The 19,329-nt window shown below is 70.0% G+C and carries 22 protein-coding genes; 12 read left to right on the top strand and 10 right to left on the bottom strand.

Annotation, left to right across the window (positions count from 1 at the left end):
- Window positions 1-108: 108 nt before the first annotated feature.
- Genes BKA22_RS15275 through BKA22_RS15285 form a run of 3 tightly spaced genes read right to left on the bottom strand, consistent with a single transcriptional unit; the run spans window position 109 to window position 2,964 of the window.
- Window positions 109-1,527: an SCO6880 family protein gene (locus tag BKA22_RS15275; protein WP_146951598.1), complete on the bottom strand. Its 1,419-nt coding sequence runs from the start codon at window positions 1,525-1,527 to the stop codon at window positions 109-111.
- On the bottom strand, window positions 1,524-2,651 hold the full coding sequence (locus BKA22_RS15280; protein WP_146951600.1) for a type IV secretion system protein: 1,128 nt from the start codon (window positions 2,649-2,651) through the stop codon (window positions 1,524-1,526). Before BKA22_RS15280 ends, BKA22_RS15275 begins: the two co-directional genes overlap by 4 nt.
- Before the next feature lies 1 nt (window position 2,652).
- Window positions 2,653-2,964, bottom strand: a complete 312-nt coding sequence (locus tag BKA22_RS15285) for a DUF6112 family protein (protein ID WP_146951601.1) — start codon at window positions 2,962-2,964, stop codon at window positions 2,653-2,655.
- A gap of 282 nt (window positions 2,965-3,246) precedes the next feature.
- On the opposite strand from BKA22_RS15285, the gene BKA22_RS15290 reads away from it, so the two are divergent.
- A complete protein-coding gene (locus tag BKA22_RS15290; protein WP_146951603.1) occupies window positions 3,247-3,972 on the top strand; it encodes a TIGR02391 family protein in 726 nt (241 codons plus the stop codon).
- Between the two features lie 2 nt (window positions 3,973-3,974).
- The gene (locus tag BKA22_RS15295) at window positions 3,975-4,640 is read left to right on the top strand and encodes a hypothetical protein (protein WP_146951605.1); all 666 of its coding nucleotides are present in this window, start codon (window positions 3,975-3,977) and stop codon (window positions 4,638-4,640) included.
- Between the two features lie 1,315 nt (window positions 4,641-5,955).
- Here the strand turns inward: BKA22_RS15295 and BKA22_RS15300 are convergent.
- The gene (locus BKA22_RS15300; RefSeq protein WP_223203456.1) at window positions 5,956-6,648 is read right to left on the bottom strand and encodes a DUF6338 family protein; all 693 of its coding nucleotides are present in this window, start codon (window positions 6,646-6,648) and stop codon (window positions 5,956-5,958) included.
- Window positions 6,649-7,191: 543 nt separating this feature from the next.
- Here BKA22_RS15300 and BKA22_RS15305 point away from each other — a divergent pair.
- From BKA22_RS15305 to BKA22_RS20435, 3 genes are all read left to right on the top strand, one after another.
- Window positions 7,192-7,497: a histone-like nucleoid-structuring protein Lsr2 gene (locus BKA22_RS15305; protein WP_218866693.1), complete on the top strand. Its 306-nt coding sequence runs from the start codon at window positions 7,192-7,194 to the stop codon at window positions 7,495-7,497.
- 219 nt (window positions 7,498-7,716) lie between these two features.
- Entirely contained in the window at window positions 7,717-7,974 is a 258-nt protein-coding gene (locus tag BKA22_RS15310) for a hypothetical protein (protein WP_146951609.1), read from the top strand.
- A 102-nt stretch (window positions 7,975-8,076) separates the two neighbouring features.
- Complete coding sequence (locus BKA22_RS20435) at window positions 8,077-9,135, top strand: GGDEF domain-containing protein (protein ID WP_146951610.1); 1,059 nt, start codon at window positions 8,077-8,079, stop codon at window positions 9,133-9,135.
- Window positions 9,136-9,329: 194 nt separating this feature from the next.
- Here the strand turns inward: BKA22_RS20435 and BKA22_RS15320 are convergent, their stop codons facing one another.
- On the bottom strand, window positions 9,330-9,620 hold the full coding sequence (locus BKA22_RS15320; RefSeq protein WP_146951612.1) for a hypothetical protein: 291 nt from the start codon (window positions 9,618-9,620) through the stop codon (window positions 9,330-9,332).
- A gap of 190 nt (window positions 9,621-9,810) precedes the next feature.
- Between BKA22_RS15320 and BKA22_RS15325 the strand changes: the two genes are divergently transcribed.
- The 5 genes from BKA22_RS15325 (at window position 9,811) to BKA22_RS15345 (ending at window position 12,214) form a co-directional block, all read left to right on the top strand.
- The gene (locus BKA22_RS15325) at window positions 9,811-10,029 is read left to right on the top strand and encodes a hypothetical protein (protein ID WP_146951614.1); all 219 of its coding nucleotides are present in this window, start codon (window positions 9,811-9,813) and stop codon (window positions 10,027-10,029) included.
- A 61-nt stretch (window positions 10,030-10,090) separates the two neighbouring features.
- On the top strand, window positions 10,091-10,405 hold the full coding sequence (locus tag BKA22_RS15330; RefSeq protein ID WP_146951616.1) for a histone-like nucleoid-structuring protein Lsr2: 315 nt from the start codon (window positions 10,091-10,093) through the stop codon (window positions 10,403-10,405).
- Window positions 10,406-10,626: 221 nt separating this feature from the next.
- Window positions 10,627-11,277 carry a putative toxin gene (locus tag BKA22_RS15335; RefSeq protein ID WP_146951618.1) on the top strand — a complete coding sequence of 217 codons (651 nt, stop codon included), beginning with the start codon at window positions 10,627-10,629 and terminating at the stop codon, window positions 11,275-11,277.
- 38 nt (window positions 11,278-11,315) lie between these two features.
- Window positions 11,316-11,879 carry a HEAT repeat domain-containing protein gene (locus tag BKA22_RS15340; RefSeq protein WP_179561812.1) on the top strand — a complete coding sequence of 188 codons (564 nt, stop codon included), beginning with the start codon at window positions 11,316-11,318 and terminating at the stop codon, window positions 11,877-11,879.
- 86 nt (window positions 11,880-11,965) lie between these two features.
- A complete protein-coding gene (locus BKA22_RS15345; RefSeq protein WP_146951621.1) occupies window positions 11,966-12,214 on the top strand; it encodes an integrase core domain-containing protein in 249 nt (82 codons plus the stop codon).
- 21 nt (window positions 12,215-12,235) lie between these two features.
- Here the strand turns inward: BKA22_RS15345 and BKA22_RS15350 are convergent, their stop codons facing one another.
- On the bottom strand, window positions 12,236-13,393 hold the full coding sequence (locus BKA22_RS15350; protein WP_146951623.1) for an IS3 family transposase: 1,158 nt from the start codon (window positions 13,391-13,393) through the stop codon (window positions 12,236-12,238).
- Window positions 13,394-13,874: 481 nt separating this feature from the next.
- On the opposite strand from BKA22_RS15350, the gene BKA22_RS15355 reads away from it, so the two are divergent.
- Window positions 13,875-14,522 (top strand): DUF6338 family protein, encoded by a 648-nt coding sequence (locus tag BKA22_RS15355; protein ID WP_146951626.1) that lies wholly within the window; start codon window positions 13,875-13,877, stop codon window positions 14,520-14,522.
- 76 nt (window positions 14,523-14,598) lie between these two features.
- Here BKA22_RS15355 and BKA22_RS15360 read toward each other — a convergent pair whose 3' ends face one another.
- From BKA22_RS15360 to BKA22_RS15375, 4 genes are all read right to left on the bottom strand, one after another.
- A complete protein-coding gene (locus BKA22_RS15360) occupies window positions 14,599-15,081 on the bottom strand; it encodes a hypothetical protein (protein WP_146951628.1) in 483 nt (160 codons plus the stop codon).
- 193 nt (window positions 15,082-15,274) lie between these two features.
- Window positions 15,275-16,120 carry an aldo/keto reductase gene (locus BKA22_RS15365; RefSeq protein ID WP_146951630.1) on the bottom strand — a complete coding sequence of 282 codons (846 nt, stop codon included), beginning with the start codon at window positions 16,118-16,120 and terminating at the stop codon, window positions 15,275-15,277.
- A 35-nt stretch (window positions 16,121-16,155) separates the two neighbouring features.
- Window positions 16,156-17,652: a DHA2 family efflux MFS transporter permease subunit gene (locus BKA22_RS15370; protein WP_223203420.1), complete on the bottom strand. Its 1,497-nt coding sequence runs from the start codon at window positions 17,650-17,652 to the stop codon at window positions 16,156-16,158.
- Window positions 17,649-18,467: an SDR family NAD(P)-dependent oxidoreductase gene (locus tag BKA22_RS15375; RefSeq protein ID WP_218866695.1), complete on the bottom strand. Its 819-nt coding sequence runs from the start codon at window positions 18,465-18,467 to the stop codon at window positions 17,649-17,651. The genes BKA22_RS15370 and BKA22_RS15375 overlap by 4 nt, the downstream gene beginning before the upstream one ends.
- 141 nt (window positions 18,468-18,608) lie before the next feature.
- On the opposite strand from BKA22_RS15375, the gene BKA22_RS15380 reads away from it, so the two are divergent.
- Window positions 18,609-19,217, top strand: a complete 609-nt coding sequence (locus tag BKA22_RS15380; protein ID WP_146951634.1) for a TetR/AcrR family transcriptional regulator — start codon at window positions 18,609-18,611, stop codon at window positions 19,215-19,217.
- Window positions 19,218-19,329: the final 112 nt, after the last annotated feature.

The raw sequence follows: 19,329 nt of genomic DNA on the forward strand, positions 1-19,329 counted from the left end.
ACGCCCCACCCAACACCGCGGAGGAGGACCGATGCGCAGGCAACCGCAGACGCGGCCCCGCCACGTACCGACCGCCACGGGTGCGGAACCGGGTCGCGGCTGCGCCGGTCACAGCACACCCCTGGCCAACGGCAGGCACGCCGCCGCGTGCGCCACACCCTGCTGCCCGACCAGGCGACGCACCTCGCACATCGCCTGCGCCGCCGCCGACTCCATGGCCGCGCACCGCTCCTCCAGCTCCGAGGTGCCGCTGGCGCTGACGGTGATCAGGCCGGTGAACCGCAGGTCGCCGTGCCCGGCCACGAGCTCGGCCTCCCGGCGCTCCAGGTCGGCGACCTCGGCCCGGGTCGACTCGTCCTCGATCTGCCCGATGCGCGCCCGCTGCGCGGCGTCCGCCGCATGCTCGACCTTCGCCCGCCGGATCTCCCGCAACGCCTGCGCCGTCGGCAACGGCTCGGCGACCAGCGTCACCGTCCGATCCGTCGCCTCACCCAGCAGCAGGGGCTGAAGGAACGCCGGGTGCACCTCGGTGCGCGGCCACTGCGACACCCAGTACGTCGCATGCACCCCGGTGCCCGTGGCGAGCGAACCCCACCGCTCCCGAACCCCCGGACTCCCCACGAGCGCCGCGGGCGTCTCCTCGGCACGCGCCGTGGCTCCAGGCTCGTAGGCGGCGCGCAGCACACGCGCCAGGTCAGCCCTGCCGATCCACCCCCCTGCGCGCAGCCCCGCGACCTGCACCGCCGCCCCGAACGACTCCAAGTGCCGAGCGACCAGTGCCAGGTCGGATGCGGACAGCCGACGGCGACCCCGCGGGGCCCGCACGGCGATGGCGACGAACGTCTCGCGCACGTGCGGGACCACGAACCCCTCGTCGAGCATGCCCGCCAGCTCCGCACTCAGGCCGGGCTCTGACGCGTTGCAGTGCTCGCGCCACCACCGGCGCGCCGGCGCCAACCCACCGGACCGCGTGTTGACCAGCACCTGCACCCGCACGATCGCCGACTGCTGACAGGCCACTGCCAATGCCCGACCCCACGCGGCGACCTTGTGCTCCTGCGCGGCCGCGTCCTCCAGCACGAACCCGGTGCCCGTCGCCCGCAGCACACCCGTCACGGTCCCCGTCCGACGCTCGAGCACCAGCACCCCACCGAGCTCGTCGCAGTCCACGAGCTCGAGGCGCCCGGGCAGACCCGGCAGCGTGAGCCACCGGCCGGGCGCGACGTCGCCCGCGGTCGCCACAGTGCTCGTGGCGCCGGTGCCCTTCCGTGCATGCCACTGCGCCAGCAGCGGCACCCACCCCACGACCGGGCGCCCACCGACGCTGACCGAACCGGCCACCAGCAACGTGGCCCACACCGGCGACGCCACCACCAAGCCGGACATCCCCGCCGAGTAGACCGCCACCACCGCGACCACCGTCGCCGTCCCCACGACCGCCAGCTGCGTGCCGGACAGGCCGAGCAGCACCCCACGCGTCTCCAGGCGACCGAACCGCGTCGTCGGGCCGACGTCGGGCGCGCTCATGACCCCTCACCACCTGGACGACGCGTCGCGGGCGCCGGTGGTGGCGGGCTCGGGTGGGGGAGTGCACCGACCTTCGCTCCGCCCGCCGCCTTGGCCGCGCCCGCGCCACGCACGGCTGACCCGACGCCACCGGTGACGGCGCTCATGGCGACCTGCTGCGCGGCGTAGCGCGTGGTGCTGCCGGCCGAGCGGGCGACCTTGCTGATCGGGTTCGCCGCCACCGCTCCGTGCATCACCGCGGCGGCCTCCATTCCCGACCAGTGCACGAACCGCCACGTCAGCCACGGCGCCCACACCGCGATCGCCAGCAACAAGATCCCCACGAGCGTGTCCGAGAGCCCCGCAGCACCACCCGGGCTCGGCGTAGCCGCCTCGCCGTCGGCGGGGCCGGTCCCGGTGAACGCCGAGGCCCCCACCACGAACGCGACGACGATGACGACCTTGCTGAACACCAGCGCCGCGACGACCTCCAACCACCGACGCGTCCACACCCGCGTCTGATCCCACGCCGACCCGGCAAACGCGATCGGCGCGAACACGGCCACCAGCACCAGCGCCGCCTTGCGGAAGAGCAGCACCCCCCACAGCAAGACGAACCCCACCGTCAGCGCCACACCCATCAGCAGCTGCAACCCCGGCGCGAAGCTCGCCATCGCCGCGAAGTCGAAGAACTGCCCGGCCGCCTCCGCGACCGTCATCCCCGCAGCCCCGGCGATGTACGCGCAGATCCCGTCGACCGCCGTCAACGCCACCTGCGTCACCGCCAGCGCGAGCACCGCCCCGAGCAACGCCTTGCCGACCCCGACCACCGCGCGCACCAGCCCACCCGGCTCCCGGCGCAGCACCGCGGTCAGCACCTGCACGACGAACAGCCCCACCACCACCGGCAGCGCCACCGCGGCGATCACCGAGACGTTCGCCTGGAACCAGCCGACACCCAGGTCGATCGTGGTCGTCGAGTCCAGCGCCGACATCGCGAGCTCGCCGACCTGAGCCGCACCCTCCACGAACGCCGACCCCAGCCCACCCAGGACGTACTGCGAGGCGGCGTTCTGCGTCGAGGCGGCGGCATCGCAGGCGAACGCGACCGGGCCGATGCACGGGTCGAGCATCGGGACGGCCATGTCAGATCTGCCCGCCCAGGCCGGAGAAGAACGCCACGATCGCGTTCGCCCCACCGATCAGCAACGCACCCCCCGCCGAGACCAGCACACCGGTCTTGCCGCCCGAGGCGTACCCGTAGTTGCCCTGCTGACGGGCCACCGCCCAGATGATCACCGAGACGACCAGGCCTGCGACGCATGCCACCAGGCCCCAGGTCAGCAGTGCCCCGACGATCTCCTTGACGACCGCCAGGCCGGGGAGTCCACTGTCGTTCGGGGTGACTCCGGGGTCTGCGCCCGGGATTGTCAGGTGCAGCTCTGCAGCGAATCGCATGGTGCGCGCCCCTTATCGGCCTGGCACCGTGGCTCGGTGCCCTCGCCAGCAGGAGCGCCGTCAGGAGAGTCAAGACGCGACGGGCCTGATGACCTTGCGCGGGTGGTGCGGGGTCGGCCGGGGCGTCGCGCCGAAGCGCTACTGCGCAAGCGGCTGGTGTTCGAGTGGCGCTTCTCGGACGCCCTCAACCCCATCGAGGAGCCCGACAACTCGATACTCGGCGCCTGGGCCGAAGACGCATGACGGCCTGGAGTGTCGGTCCGCTCGGGCACCATGTGTTCCATGAGGAAGCTGGACACCGAGTGGGCCACCCAGGAGATTGACAAGTTCCTCCACGTCACCGCGCAGACATCGGTGGACATGGGGCCGGGCGTCGTCTACTTCGGGACCGTGATGCGCGGCCCCAAGACCGAGGCGGCTGCCGCCGCCCACGTCGTGGAGCAGATTCTTGACCGCGTGCTTCCGGGGTGGAGCCGCGAGCGTCCGGAGAAGGACAAGGAGTACCGCTGGCTGCGTGACCAGGCGGCGCGCGGGAAGACTGCGCTGCTCCGCGAAGCCGAGCTAGCCGAGAAGCTTGGCGACAACGCGCCAGAGATGGACGCGGCGAACCTGCACCCGTGGTCATGGGAGAACGGCCGCAGCTACTGGAACACCGGTCACTACCACCAGGCGGTGATGCAGGCGGCAATCAGGATCAACGCGGAGACGCAGGCCAAGTTGGGTCGCATGGACGTGTCGGAGACGGACCTGTTCAACCAGGCGTTCTCCCTCTCGGCACCGACCACCGACGTGCCCCGGCTCCGGCTGATGGACGATGACGGCAGCAAGACCTACAAGAACGTCCACCGGGGCGCCATGGCGTTCGCCGAGGGGCTCTACGCTGCGATCCGCAACCCCGGCATGCATGTGCCCCACGACGGTGGCGAGGAGCAGCTCGCGCTGGAACAGCTCGCCGCGTTCAGTCTGTTGGCTCGCTGGGTGGACCAAGCGAAGGTCGAGCGCCCATAGCCGTGACCGGGAGCGCGCAACAAGTCGAAGACATCACGCGGTGGCTCGGGCTCGCGATTGCTGTTGTCGGCGCTCTGCTGGCCAGCCCAGAAGCCACCGCGCACACGTGGGGTCAGTTCCGCACATGGCTGCGGACTAGTGCCAATCGGGTCCGGGGCCAGCTCGCGCGCGTCCTCCCGTTCCTCCGGCGAAGCGCCCACGTCCACATCTCATCCGTGATGGGCGTGGTGGACGGCGTCACCGCCACACTCACAGCCGAGGGTCGTGGCCTCGCGGGCTGGCGTGACGACGTGACCGTCGGGGCGAAGCTGGCGATCTTGGATGAGCGGACCAAGGCAATGGATCGTGAACTGGGCCAGCTTCAAGCCGACCTGAAGCGTGTCGAACGCCGTGCCGAGGCGCGCCTGAGCGAGACGGCGGACGCGCTCCGCCGCGACATCGCCGACGTGCGGGCAGAGGTTGGCGCGCTGCGTGGCGAGACGGTCCGCACCGACGCTTCCGCATTGCCGCTCATCGTGCTGGGCGTCGTTCTGTCGGGCATCGCGGCCGACGCCGCAGCATTCCAGCTCTGGTTCTGGTTGCTTGTCCTCGTGGGGGCGGCGGTCGCAGCGGCCGCGCTCGCGTCGAGGATCGTGCGCGAGTGGAGGCGTCGTGCCCAGCCTTCATGACTACGCACCTCGGGTGCTATCGGTTACCGCACGCGGTGCGATCAGGCAGTGAGCATCGAGAGGCTCGGTCCGACACGCTGAGGCGGCAGCCTCCGGACTCTGTCCAGGACTGCATCGTCGAGCGAAGGTCACCTAGACGTGGACTCTGAAGCGCCCACGATCGGGTTGGCGAGGCCACGGCCGGTGCGCCACGCCGCGCCGGTCGGACCACGATGGTCGGCGGTGAACCAGCGCTCGGCGACGACCCCGGTGGCCTGCGGCCTGGGCTCCGGCTGGCGCCGTAGCGGGTGGTCGAGGCCGGAGCACGTGTGCAGCAAGGGGCGTCCCGGTCAGTCTTGTTTCGACTCGCTCTTCGCGACCGGAACGGCTGGCTGGGTCTTCGGCGGAGGACCGGACCCGGCCGGAGCGGTCCGCGAGGTCGGGGTATACCCGGCGTACAGGCTCGCAGGATCGTCGCTGCCGCGTCGGTGCACGGGATGTTCCGGCGGGACGCCGTAGAAGACGTCTTCGGTGCCCATCGCGTCGTGCCCTTCCCTGCGGTTCAGAACTGTGGTCGGCGTTCGCCTCTTGTTGTCCGCGGCCAGGCTACGGTGACATGGACTGCCGTAGTCGGGGTGTAGCTGTCAGTGTGACCCGCTCTGGTTCGACGAGCCGCTGCACTGCGCCGGCGGCGTTGCCGAGGGCGTCCGCGGGGGTCGCCCGGCCGGGACCGTCCTTCCGGAAACCACCGTGTAGCCGCGCTCCTCGTAGTCGCCCAGCCGCGGCGCGAATGCCGGCCTGCTCGCCTGGTTCTCGTCCGGGCGAACTGCCATGTCCTCAGGCACCAGTGCCCTCCTTTGGCTTGGCTGGCGATGTAGCAGGTGGCGTCTTCGGCGGACCTGAAGGGCTCTCGAGGCCCTTGTTCGGCCGGTAGCCCTCCTGGATGTGCTGGTCGCTGGGAGGCTTCTCAGCCACGCATCCTCACTTCTTCGCCGTCGGGGTTGCGGGTGGTGTGCTCGGCGGCTTGCCGGGGTTGGGCACCTTCGCTGTAGGCACGTATCCGTGCTGGAGGCTTGCTCCGGATCCGTTCGTGTCAGTCGTCCTGGGTGGACGTGCCGAAGACGATGGACGCGATGACTGCTTGTCGCTCACGGAGTCGGGTTCCCCTTCTTCCCCTGTGTTCGGCGCACGCCTTCTGCACTGGCCGGTCCTTTCGGCGGCTTGCCGGGGCTCTCAACGAGCGTTCCACCTGGACCTAGGCCGCTGTAGCCGCCGGACGGAGGAGCGAACCACTTGGCCGCCGGGCGCGCCTTCGCCTTCTCGATTCGCTTCGACATCAGCTCGCCTCCTGCCCTTCGTAGTCGCCGGCCTGCTCCTCAGTATCCGTAGTGAGCGGGAGGAAGTCCACGCTCACCGCCCTGTCGCACTTGATGACCATGCCGTTCGGAGCGTGGCATACGTCGGTGAACGTCCCGTCGACGTCGATGACCCACCCTTGCTCGACGAAGACTTCCTGCGGGTACGGGTAGGAGCTCGCGTATGACCGCCAGCCGTAGAACCCGCCGAGCCAGAGCCCATCGTCAAGGCGGACACGCACCCATCCGGCCTCGCCCTGCTTGAACGCCCAATCCCAAGCCGTCGGGGTCGAGTCGTAAGGGCGGCGCAGACGAAGCGTGTCCAGCACCCAAGCGGAAGCGATGCCGAACCACCGTGCGCTCAGGATCCAGTAGCTGACCCGCGCGACGACCCACGGAACGACGAGCGCAAGGACGACGAACGCCACCCCGATGCGCTGAACGTGCGCAAGCGCGAGGTCCGGATCTCGCGCGTACTCGACGACGTGCTTACCAAGGAAGAACGCATAGATGCCACCGAACGCTGCTGTGGAGACGATCGCGTGCAGGATCTTCGCGCTGAAGTCGGCCTGTTCAGGATCGGGGCCAGCGACGGCACGCTTGGAGGCTTGGTAGACGAAGCCGGGCACGACGAGAGTCAGGATGACGGCGGCCTGGACCCAGCTAGTGGGGATGCCGGTCTCCTCTCCTGGGGTTCACGGGTGCGGAGGTCACCGTCGATCTTGCCCGGAGTCGCGCTGTTGTGTCGCCGGTTTCGGCGGCAGATCGGTGGAGGCTGCCGCGGAGCGGTCGTCACGCAAATCAAGGACCAAGCCCACGAGGGCGAACTACTCGCCGGCGCCGGACGTCCCAGGCCTCACGCGCGTGCTGGCGCCGGGGCCGTCGCGATCGTCCCGCCGGCCGGCGTACCACGCCGTTGCGGTCTCGCGGCAACCGATGGCGCCGACACCCTGAGGCCGGGGCCGGCAGTGCGGACGAGGGTCGATCGGGTGCGTGCAGCCGTGGTGCGAGACCATCGAATTCAGGGACGTGAGCGGCCTTGCCGGCGCCGGGTAGGGGGCCACCAGGCGCCGACAAGACCTACAGCGAGACTAGCGATCGCAAGCTCGGGCGGGGCCGCAGTCTGAGCCTGGGTCCGGGCGAACTTCGCGGGCGCCTGACTTGACCGCGGGCGTCCGTCGAGGTGCGGTGCCACGATGTCGAGGGTGGGGCGAAGAGTGCTGCTCACCCTCGTCGATGATCTCGACGGTTCTGGTGCGACCCGGACGCACACGGTGCGCCTGGACGATCACACCGTCCAGATCGACCTCAGTGACGCCCACAGTCAGGTCCTTCAGGAGGTTCTCGCCCCGTACCTGGCTGCGGGCAGGCGACCTGACCCGGCGCCGCCACGACGCGACCACAGCCGCACCGAGAACCAGCTGATCCGCTGCTGGGCCAGCGAGCACGGGCTGCGGGTCAGCGATCGCGGCGCCATCCCCAGGACGATCCTGACCGCCTACGAGAGCGCGCACCGACCCTGACCGGTCGGTGCGCGCAGCGTGCACCGGGTGAGTTCTCGTTCCCGGCACCGGCGGTCTTCAGGACGGACCGTGGGTGACCGATGGGATCTGAGGTCGAAGCCGCCCGGAGCGGGTCGACCCTGGCCCGCTGTGGTGCGACGGGTCCTCTGCGCCGCCCAGACGCCCCCTGGGGCGCGGTCCGGGGTGGGCCCCGACCGGCAGAGGAGGACGAGAGGGCTCATGGCGATCACGCGGCGCACCGCACACTTCGGCCTGCTGGCAACCCTGGCCGAGAGGCACCTGGCCGAGCTCGGCTACCAGGTCGAGCCCGCTGTCATCGACGCCGCCTTGAACCGGCAGTGCGAGAGCGCGGGTGCCCTGCTGGGCATCAGCGCCCGTGCCGCGCTGCCGCACGCCGCAGACTCCTCGGCGCTGAGCCTGGCCGAGGACATCGCCACGATCCTGCGGGTCGCCGACGAGGGCCGCGAGCGGCCCTGACCTGCGCCTGCTCGGCAGTCCCCGCAGATCGTGGACGGTGCTGTGACCTACGTGTCACGGCCGGCCGCTGTCGATGTCCGTCCCTTGTGCCGATAGGTGGGCGTGAACAGCGACCGTGACGTGCCCTCGGCGCAGGGCGGCCACCGGCCCCGGAACGGCACGGGTGACGGGGCGCCGTCCTGGTTGGGTACGGACGTGGCGGCTCCTGCGTTCGGTCGGGGGCTGCTGGTGGCGACCGCGTTCGCGATGCTCGCCGGGTCGGCGTTCCTGTCCCTGGACTCCCATTCGTGGGCCGTGGTCGGCACCCTCAGCGCCGTCCTGCTCGGTGCGTGCGCCGCGAGCTTGCGCGTGCCGTGGCAGCGGCACCCGGCGGCGAGCATCGCGTTCCCGTTGACGGTGCTGGCAGCCCTGGGTGTGGTCGGGTTGATGGCGCAGGACGTCAGCGTGGCGTTCGCCAGCCTGATCCCGGTGTGCTTCGTGTTCACCGGGCTGTTCCACCGCGCCCGGGCCACCCTCGCGCTCGTCCCGTTCGCGGTGGCGGCCTACCTGTCGTTGATGACCGTGTTCCGCGCCACGACCTGGGTGCGGGTGGCGATCGCGGTGTTCACCTGGCTGGTGATCGGGCAGGTGCTGTCCCTGACGGTCGCCCATCTGCGGCGGCTGACCCGGCGGCTGGAAGTCGATGCCCGCACGGATCCGCTGACCCGGCTGGCCAACCGGCGCGCCCTGTCCGAGCAGCTGGAGGCCCTCGAGCCGGGCGACGCGGTCGCGATCTTGGACCTGGACCACTTCAAGCAGATCAACGACGCCTGCGGGCACACCGCCGGGGACGCGGTCCTCAAGGAGTTCGCCCGCACGCTGGAGCTGGCGGTGCGTCGGCGTGACTTCGTCGCCCGGTACGGAGGGGAGGAGTTCGTGATCGTCTGCCCCCAGTCCTCAGCCCTGCAGGTGCTCGACGTCCTGGCGGTGGTACGCGAGGACTGGACCGGACGTCACGGCGGGGTGACGTTCTCTGCCGGGGTCTCGCGGGTGACGACCGACCTGCCACCCGCGGCCGCCCTCGCCGCGGCCGACGTCGCGCTCTACCAGGCCAAGCAGGCAGGACGAGACGGCGTGCGCGTGCACGACGTCGCCACCCCCGCCTCGCGGTGGCGCAACTGAGGGCTGAGGTCGCAGACGTTCGGTGCCTCAGGGCGCGACACAGCGCGTGCCACGTCGTCAGGGTCAGGGGTACGACCCGGCGGTGCCTGATCAGCCGCTCTGGCGGCCGGACCGGGATCTGAGCGCAACCCGATCCGTGCGCGCCGCCACCCCCGAGGCTGCCCGTGCCCGAGGCCAGGTCACCCTGAGCCCTCTCAGGAGGCGAGCCGGATCGCGGCCGCCCGGCGGGCGCCGCGTCCGCGCGTGCCGGTCTTGGTGAGGCGGAGAGCGGCGTCTGCGCGTGCCTGGACCTCAGGGCGCAGACGGTCCCACAGCTCGGCGTAGCGCACGGAGAACTGCGGCACGTCGCCCACCTGCTCGCTGATCGCCAGATTCACCGCCGAGTAGGCCTCACCGCGCTCGGCCAACGACAGGTCGAACCGCGCACCGCGCAGGTCGCTGAGGACCTGGGCACGACGGACCACCTGAACGAACTCCCTGCTCACCGTTTCCATCGCCTGTCTGAATCGTCTTTCCCAACACCATATGAGCCAAATCAGAAGATCCGTTCACCCAGACCCGCGAATTCACCCGCCAAGGATGTCGAATGTCCCACTTCGACCCCTTTGTTCCGGCTGGCGCGGACGGCCGCTCGCCGTGCAGGGCGAGGTCGGAGACGATGGCGGGGGAGACCTGATGGAGGAGTGGGAGCAGAAGGAGCAGCAGCTGCGCGCAGCGGTCGACAAGGCCGCCGCCGCACTGGAGTTCGCGCACGAGCAGGTCGAACGGATGCCCGGCATGTCACCGGACCACAAGCCGGTGCTGCGCCGACTGTTCCTCGCCGACCACGCCCACCTCAAAGCCCTCGAGCGCTACGAGCAGTTCTGCAGCACGCACCCCGAAACGGACCCATGAGCAGGACACCGGATGGTGGGGCATCGCGCGCGGGAACGGCGGGTGCGGGAAGATCGCCGGCATGGCGACGACGACCCGTGTGATCATCACCGACGACCTGGACGGCAGCGAAGGCGCGACGACCGTCGGGTTCAGCTGGCAGGGCACCACGTACGAGGTGGACCTGAGCGACGCGCACAGGGAGGAGTTCCTGCGCGTGCTGCAGACCTACATCACTGCCGGACGTCGGACCCGGCCGAGCGCGCCTCGCACGGGCGAGCGCCCGGACCAGGAGCGGTCGGCTCAGGTCAGGGCGTGGGCGGCCGCCAACGGGCACCACGTCAGCGACCGGGGCCGCATCCCTGCTCGCGTCCTGGAGGCCTACGAGAACCGGTGAGCCTCGCCAGCGTGCCGCTCGACCCGGCAGCTTCCTCGAGACCGACGAGCGTGGCAACGCTCGTGTGATGGACAGTCGAACACGACACGCGCTGACCACCCACAGGGGGCCCGCTGTGACACCCCGGCCCTCGCCACAGCGCGGACCGGCTCAACCCCGCGGTCGCACGCCCGGGGCCTCGTCCGGGCAGGCGGGGATGAGCTGGGCGAGGTCGGCGCTGCTTGGCAGAGCGGCGCGCAGGTCGGCCGGCAGGGTGCGGTCGATGGTGTAGCTCGCCACGGCCAGGGGCGCGCGCGGAACTCGGCGCGGGCGACTTCATCGACGTCTGCGCCGGGACCTACACCACCCGCTGGGCCGAAGCGACAGCCCTGGCCCTCGAGATCATCACGATGCGGCCGGTGTCGGCGGTGCGGTCCCTTGCTGTGCGCGGACCGGCTGCTGCAGAGGGCGCGGCAGGCCTGGCGCAACTCTCCACCCGAAGTGCACCCTCGACCACCGCCCTGGGCGTCGGGGCGACGTCGGCGGAGGAACTCCTCGCAGCGAACGCCGCGGTTGACGGAATGGTGGGGGTGCGGGCTGCTGGCGCTGCTGGTGAGCAGGCAGCCGGTATCATCAAGAACACTCAGCGCATCCCGTCGTTGAGTGGCACGGCGTCCTATCGGATCCCGGACGAGTTGACGAGCACGGCTCTGGGCGAGGTGAAGAACGTCGCAAACCTGAGCTACACGAACCAGTTGCGCGACTTCGCTGCCTATGCCGAGCAGGAGGGCATGGGGTTCAACCTGTACGTCCGCGACTCGACGACGCTCTCGGGGCCACTGCAGGACGCGGTCAGTGCTGGCCAGATCAACTTGATCAGGAGTCTGCCCTGATGTGCTCGGCGGCGCCTGTCCCTGGCGAGGAGCCGATCTTGGTCGACCTTGCTGCGGTTGGATTCGAGATGGGCTCGCTGGCGGACCTGCGGCTGTCCGGTGTCCGGTATCGCAAGGCGATCCCGGTCCTGGTCGATTGGCTCGGTCGTGCGAGCGATCCGAAGCTCCAGGGTGAACTCGTTCGGACGCTGTCGGTGCCGTGGGCCAATCCCGCTGCAACGCGGGCGGTAATCGACGAGTTCCGCGCGGTTGACGCGCGAGTCGATCCAACCGGCACGGGGTTGCGCTGGACGATGGGCAACGCACTGGAGGTGCTGTTCGACGATGCTGACTTCGGTGCCTTCGTTGAGCTAGCCGTCGACGAGCGGTACGGCAAGGCGCGGCAAATGATCGTGCTGGGGTTGGCCAAGTCAAAGAACCCTCAGGCCGTCGACGTGCTGCTCGGCCTGGTCGAGGACCCGGACGTCGATGGGCAGGCCGTGAAGGCGCTGGCGAAGCTCGGGGATCCCGCGGCGCGGCCAGCCTTCGAGTCGAAGCTCGGTGACAGCCGTGCCTGGGTGCGGAACGAGGCGCGCAAGGGGCTGAAGAAACTGACCGGGTGAGTGCTCAGCCGTTCCGAATGTGGCGGGTGCCAGGTCCGGCCTGGATCTTCGGGCACCGGCCACGTTAGGCCGGCCCACTCGGATCGATGGGCCGGGTCGCCTCGAGCGTGGACAACACGACGATGGAGTCGACCTGGTCGAGCCTGCAGCGCGAACTCCTCGACCGTCGCGCCTGGGCCAACCGCGAGGAGCTCGCCTCGGTGGTCTTCGGGTGGATCGAGGGCTTCTACAACCCCGTCCGGCGCCACTCCAGGCTCGGCTACCAGTCCCCGAACGAGTTCGAGGACCTTCACACCACCGCTAGCGCGGCGGCATCATCAACCAACCGCAGCTGATCCTGACCCGGTTCGACGGACTCAGCGGTGAGGAGCCGTGGGCTGCTGGCGGGTGGTGTTTTCGAACTCTACGGGGTTGTTCCAGCCAAGTGCGGAGTGGCGTCGGCGGCGGTTGTGGAAGCCCTCGATGTACTCGAAGATCGCGTTGGCGAGCTCGACTCGGGTGTTCCAGCGTCGGCGGTTCAGCAGTTCGGTCTGCATGCGTCCCCAGAACGACTCGACCACCGCGTTGTCATACGGGTCGCCCACGGTCCCCAGGGAGGGCAGCAGCCCGGCGCGGCGGGCGCGTTCGGTGAACGCCCAGGAGGTGAACTGCGGGCCGTGGTCGCCGTGGATGATCGTTCCTGGTGATGGCGTGCGCGAGTCGATTGCCATCCCCAGGGCGTTGGTGGCCAGGTCGGCGCGTTGCCGGGAGTCGATGGCCCAGCCGACCACGCGCCTGGAGTAGGTGTCGATGACGACGCAGCAGTAGAGCTTGCCTTCACGGGTGGGGTGTTCGGTGATGTCGGTGACCCAGAGTTGGTTCGGCCCGGTCCGGTGGAAGTCGCGGCGCACCAGGTCGGTCACGGTGATCTCGCGTCGGGAGCGTTTGCCTCTGCGGTGTGTGGGCAGGCCGGCCAGCTGTGCGCGACGCATGAGCAGTCCGACGGTGTTGTGCCCGACGACCACGCCGCCGGCGTGCACGAGTTCGGCGTGCACCCGCAGGCGCCCGTAGGTGCCGTGGGAGGCGGCGTGGATCGCGGCGATCTGATCGCCGAGCCAGGCGTGTCGGATCGCGCGGGCAGACGGAGCACGCGAGGCCCAGTCGTAGTAGCCGGAGCGGGACACTCCCAGCATCAGGCAGGCGCGGACGACCCGGACACCGTCACCGTGCAGTTCCGCCACGAGGCGGAACCGCTCTTTTGGGGGCACCACCGCCTCGACCGCAGCGGCGGCCTTACGCAGGATCTTGACCTCTTCCTCCAGGTCCCGGATCCGGGCGTGCGCCGAGGCGAGCTCGGCACTCTCGCTCGAGGAGGGGCCGAGCTTCAGCCCGCGGTCGACCAGGTCGCGCTGACGCCACCGGTGCAGCGCGGACTCGGCGATGCCGAGCGAGGCTGCCACGTCACGAAGGGTGCGACCGGACTCGACAAGATCGAGTGCGCGGCGGCGAAACTGCGGCGGATACGGCCTCGGCATGATCCATCCTCTCGGACGAAGCAGCCATGGTCACCTCACCCGCAGGTCCGTCGAACCGGGTCAAGATCAAGCTGTCCGGGAGACCGGGTCAGGCTACGCGCGCGTTCTTATCGGAAGTCACCCACACGACACGGTTGCGCGATGTGGGTTGTGCGAGGGCTTCTGGAACACGACTCACCGCCCGGAACGCGCCGGGGGGAGGGGCGACCGGCGAGCGTCCCACTTCCAAGGAATCGAGACGCACGAGATCCGGGGGGAGCCGCCCCACGTGCAGGTGAACTCCTGCAAGCATGTACTCGTTGCTGTCGACCAACGGAGGTTCGCCATGTCTCAGAAGCCGAGCGCCGAGCACGACGAGGGATCCCGTCCCCCGAGGAAGTTGGAAGAGAAGGGCATCGATGTGGTCAACATGCCGTTGCGCCCACCGACCGGTCAGGTGCTCCCTCAGAACACCGGAACCAGCGACCCGGACGTTGACTAGTTGATCACGGAGAACTGGCTGGGGATCCTGCTCTTCTTCCTCTTCGCCGCACCCGGCCTGCTGTACGACCTTCGGGAGGATCGGTACCGGGCTACGGTGAAGGAGAGTGCGTTCCGCGAAGCCGGTCGCACAGCACTTGCGTCGGTTCTGCTAGCGAGCGCAGCCCTGCCGTTCACCTACCTGGCGTCGCTGCTTCTTCCAGCCGTGTTCGCGTCGCCTGCCGAGGCCTTGCGCGCAGGAGCAGGAGCGGTGAGGGTCGATCCGGCACGGCTCGGAGCAACCGTCGCCGTCCAGGTGGGCGTGGCACTGGCGCTCGCCTGGCTCGTGCAGTGGCTCAGGCGCCGCAGCTCGGAGACGAACATCGTCGCTGACTCGTTGTGGACTCTGTCGCTGCGAGACCAGAAGACTCCCGATTCCCGTGTGCTCGTTCGGGCGCGGCTCAAGAGCGGCGAGATCTGGTCGGGGCTCGTCGAAGGGTTCAGTGCAGACCTAGAAGTCGCCGATCGGGAACTAGTCCTTGGACCGCCACTGTCCCGAATCTCGAACCGCAAGTCACAGGAGATGCCGCAGGAGTGGGTGCGCGTCGTGATCACCGGGACTGAGATCGAATACCTCATGGTCCAATACGTGACCCTCGACGAGGGGTAGCCCCTCGCGAGGAAGTGCTCGTCGGCCGTCGCGGCTTGCGGCTCGTTCGCTCGCATCCCAGCGACCTTCGAGTTGGTCAGAGCAGGTCGGGCAGAGTCCCGCCCAGGTCGAGCCAGTGCCGCACCAAGGCGAGCTCCGGGGCTACTCGCCAGGTCTCCTGGAGCTTCGCGTCAAGTTCGGACAACGTGTTCGCAGTGGAAGCGTCGACGGAGGCGTTCGTGACGTCCTCGGCCTCGGTGCTGCCAGGGAGTATCTGTTCAAGCTTGGCAATCACCTGACGCTGCGCCGGGCGGTGAGCCGTCGCGGCGGCGTGGGCCTCGCGCACTCGGCGAGGCTGATCAAGGACGACGAGGTCACCAGCGTCCACGATCAGTCCCACTCGGCTCACGCGTCCGAAGCGAATGGCCAGTCGAAGGGTCTCAGTGTCCAGCACACGTTCCGCCGCTAGCCAGTCGAGCCGATCGAGATCCCCTCCGTGCTCGTCGACCGCGGCGAAGTCCTGTCTCCCTATGTGGTCGACCCAACGGGTCGTCCCATCAGGACGGATTTGGTACAGCACCCCGGCCCCCTCACCCCGCCGAACTGCTCGGCGGTGCTTGGAGGCTAGTGCCAAGCATCCTGGCGCACGCATCGGCTCGCGCCCCGCGCCGCTCGATTCGCGCCCGTAAACCGTACTGGCACCTCTGCGTATCAAGGTCGGTCGTACTAGGACGCTCAGTGCCCGGGCGGCGAGAGCCGCCCGGGCACGTTGGTCAGGCGCGAGGCTTGGGACCGTGGTGCTCGGTCGCCGTGTCGGTCAGTCCGTCGAGGAGGGCCATGTGCTCGTCGGTGATGGTGAAGCCGAGGTCGGCGTTCTCGACCATCCGTGACGGCGTCGTGGTCTTCGGCAAGGGGACGACTCCGCGCTGCTGCACGTACCGGATGCACAGCTGCGCGACGGACCGGTCGTAGGTGCGCGCGACGTCCAGCACGTCGGCGTTGGACAGGATCGACCCGGTCGCGAGGGGCGAGAAGCCCTCGACGAGGATGTCGTGGGTCTGGCAGTAGCGGGTGATCTCGTCCTGGGTGTTGCCGATGTAGAACTTGATCTGGTTGACCTGCGGCTTCAGGCGGGAAGCCGCGATCAGCTTCTCGAGGTCGGAGACGGCGAAGTTGGACACGCCGATCGCGCGGGCCAGGCGGTGTTCGTGGGCGCCCTCCATCGCGGCCCATGCCAGGGCGTTCCCGGTGGCGTGGTCGGCGCCCATCTGCGCCCAGGGCCAGGGCGCGTGGATCAGGTACAGGTCGACGTACGCCAGCCCGAGCGCGGCCAGGGACTCCTGCAGGCTGGTCGCGGCAGCGTCGTGGTCCTTGATCTCGGCGGGCAGCTTGGTGGTCACGAAGACGTCCTCGCGGGCCAGGCCGGAGTCGGCGATCGCGCGGCCGACGGAGGACTCGTTGCCGTAGGCGCGGGCGGTGTCGATGTGCCGGTACCCGGCCGCCAGAGCCGCGGAAACCGCGTCATAGGCCGCCGCGCCGTCCGGGATCTGCCACGTGCCGAACCCGAGGGTGGGAATCTGCACGCCGTTGGTGAGGGTGAGCTGGCCAGAGCTGGTCATGGTGGTGGAGCCTCCGGGATGGGTGCGCGGGTTGGTCATCGGGCGGTCAGGGCGGTCAGGGCGCGGTGGGTGCGGCGGTCGGTCCCGGCCAGGACGAGCGCGGCGACCACGGCCAGGGCGGCGATCACGGTCGCGCCGAGGTAGGCGCCGTGGACGCCGGTGGCCTCGCCGGCGCCGGGCCCGTCGGCGGCGCTGGTCGTCATCAGGGCGACCAGGACTGCGGTGCCGGCCGCGCCGGCGAGCTGCTGGACGGTGGAGTAGGTGGCCGATCCGTGGGAGTGCAGCTCGGGCCGCAGCGGGCTGAGCGCGGACGTCATGAGCGGGGTGAACAGGAACGCCAGAGCGATGTGCATGAGTGTGAACAGCGCCATCGCGACCCACGGGGAGGTGCCTGGTCCCAGGGTCAGCGCGAAGCCCGCCTGCGAGGCGGCCAGGACCAGCGCGCCGGGGATGACCAGCGGCCCCGCTCCGAGGCGGTCGTAGAGGCGGCCGACCACCGGGGACAGCACCGCCATGAGCACGCCGCCGGGGAGCAGCAGCAGACCGGTGGTCAGGGCGCTGGTGCCCAGCACGTCCTGCAGGTAGAGCGGCAGCACCGTCAGGGTCCCGAACAGGGTCATCACGACCAGGGCCAGTGCGACGATCGCCACGGCGAACGTCGGGGTCGCGAACGTGCGCAGGTCGAGCAGGGCGCGATCGGCGCGCGCGAGGTGCCGCTGGCGGTGGATGAACCAGGCGAGGAACCCCGCGCCGACCACCAACGCGATCCACGGCGGCACCGGGGCGTGCCCGCCGGTGGCCTCGCCGATGCTCGACAGGCCGAAGACGATCGCGCCGAATGCGATCGCCGAGACGATCACGGAGGGCGCGTCCAGCGGCGCCGGGACGGTCGCGGTGACGTTCTTCAGCCGCCACGCCCCCAGGGCCACCATCACCAGCGCGATCGGCAGGACCGTCCAGAACAGGACGTGCCAGTGCGCGGCCGACAGGATCGCCCCGGACAGGGTCGGGCCGAGCGCGGGGGCGACGGCGGTGACGATCGAGATCGTGCCCATCATCGACCCGCGCCGTCCGGCCGGCACGATGGTCAGGACCGCGGTCATCAGCAGCGGCATCATCACGGCCGCACCGGCGGCCTGGACGATCCGCCCGGTCAGGAGCACCCCGAACCCGGGTGAGAGCGCGGCGATCAGCGTGCCGGCAGCGAACAAGGACATCGCCGTGAGGAACACCTGCCGAGTGGTGAAGCGCTGCAGGATGAACCCCGAGGTCGGGATGACGATCGCCATGGTCAGCAGGTACCCGGTGGTCAGCCACTGGGCGGTCGCTGCGGTGATGCCCAGGTCGGCGATCAGGCTCGCCAGGGCGACGTTCATGATCGTCTCGTTCAGGATGACCACGAACGTCGAGACGACCAGCAGCCCGAGCACGACCGGCGTGCCGGGCGTCAGCGTGCCGGCAGCCGGTGCGGCTGGTACGGCGTCCCGGAGCGGGCGTCCCGGTGCGATGGGGGCGGCGGAGTCGGTGGTCACTCGCCCACCGCGGTCTCGGACACCTCGGCCCACGTCTGCCACTCCTGGAGCCGGCGCGCGTACTCCTCCTGGACCAGGCCGACCGGGCCCCTGCCGAGGAACAGCCGCAGCGGCGGGTTCGGGGCATCGACGAGCGTGAGGATCGCATGCCGGGTCGAGGACGGCGCGGCCAGGTCGCCGGGACCACCCGCCGCCGCCACTGCCCGGCGCAGCTGGTCGTAGGAGCTGATCGGCTCGGCGTGCTGAGCCGAGGAGAACGCCCAGTCCGTGGAGAACCCGAACGGCTCGACCAGGGTGACCTTGATCCCGAACGCGGCGACCTCCTGGGCCAGGGAGCTGCTGAAGCCCTCCAGGCCCCACTTCGAGGCGTGATAGAGCCCGAGCTCGGGGAAGGCCAGCACGCCGCCGATCGAGGAGACCTGCACGATGTGGCCCGAACCCTGCGCCCGCATGATCGGCAGCGCGGCCTGGGTGACCCACAGGGCGCCGAACAGGTTGGTCTCGATCTGCTGGCGCGCCTCGGCCTCGGACAGCTCCTCCAGCATCCCGAACATGCCGTAGCCGGCGTTGTTGATCACGACGTCGATTCGGCCGAAGTGCTCGGCGGCGCGTTGCACGGCGGCGAAGGCGGCCGCACGGTCGGTGACGTCGAGCTCGAGCGGCAGGACCAGGTCGCCGTACCGCGCGACCAGCGGCGCGAGCGAGGACAGGTCGCGAGCGGTGGCCGCGACCTTGTCGCCGCGCTCGAGCGCCGCACTTGCCCACTCGCGACCGAAGCCACGGGACGTGCCGGTGATGAACCAGATCTTGCTCATCAGGGTGGTTCCTCTCAGGTTCTGGGGCGCTCCCGTAACCGGAGCGACACTCCACTATAAGCGGAGTTGAACTCCGGTACCATCGGGTGTGGCGCAGCGGACACCGCGTAGGCTGCGTCGCCGTACCGAGGAGGTCGCCCCATGCCGAGCCCAGCAGCACAGGACGCCCCGCCACCGCAGCGCACCAGCCCCACCGGGCGTCCGATGCGCGCCGACGCTCGCCGCAACCGCGAGCGGCTGCTCGCCGCGGCCCGGGAGGTGTTCGCCGAGAAGCCCAACGACGCGTCCATGGACGACGTCGCCCGCCGGGCCGGCGTCGGGATCGCCACCCTCTTCCGGAACTTCCCCAAGCGGATCGACCTCGTCGGGGCCCTCTACGACGAGGACCTCGATGCCCTCGCCGACCGCGCCGCCGAGCTGGCCGCAACGCGCCAGCCATGGGAGGCGCTGACGGAGTGGCTCGACGCGTTCGTCACCTTCACCCAGGCCAAGCGCACGATCTTCGCCGAGGTCATCCAGTCCTTCGAACGGGACCCCGAGTCCGCCCAGCGCACCCGCGACCGCATCGACGCGGCGGTCGGCACCGTCCTGGAACGCGCGCACGCCGCCGGTGAGGTCGACCCCGACCTGACCGTGCACGACCTCATCCAGCTCATCGGCGGGCTCGTGCTGTCGGTCGCGACCGACGACTCACGCACCCCGTACCTGCTCGGCCTCGTGCTCCGCGGGATCCGCGCACCTGGACGCTGACCGGAGAACGTCCGACTGCAGCCCAGAACGCCAGGACGGCTCGCAGGAGGGGCAGGCTGGCCGTGCGCCCGTGAACACGTTGGTCAGCGGCATACGCAGACTACGGAATGTC

Origin of the sequence: Cellulomonas soli (genome assembly GCF_013409305.1) — a bacterium.
GTDB classification, from domain to species: Bacteria; Actinomycetota; Actinomycetes; order Actinomycetales; family Cellulomonadaceae; genus Cellulomonas; species Cellulomonas soli.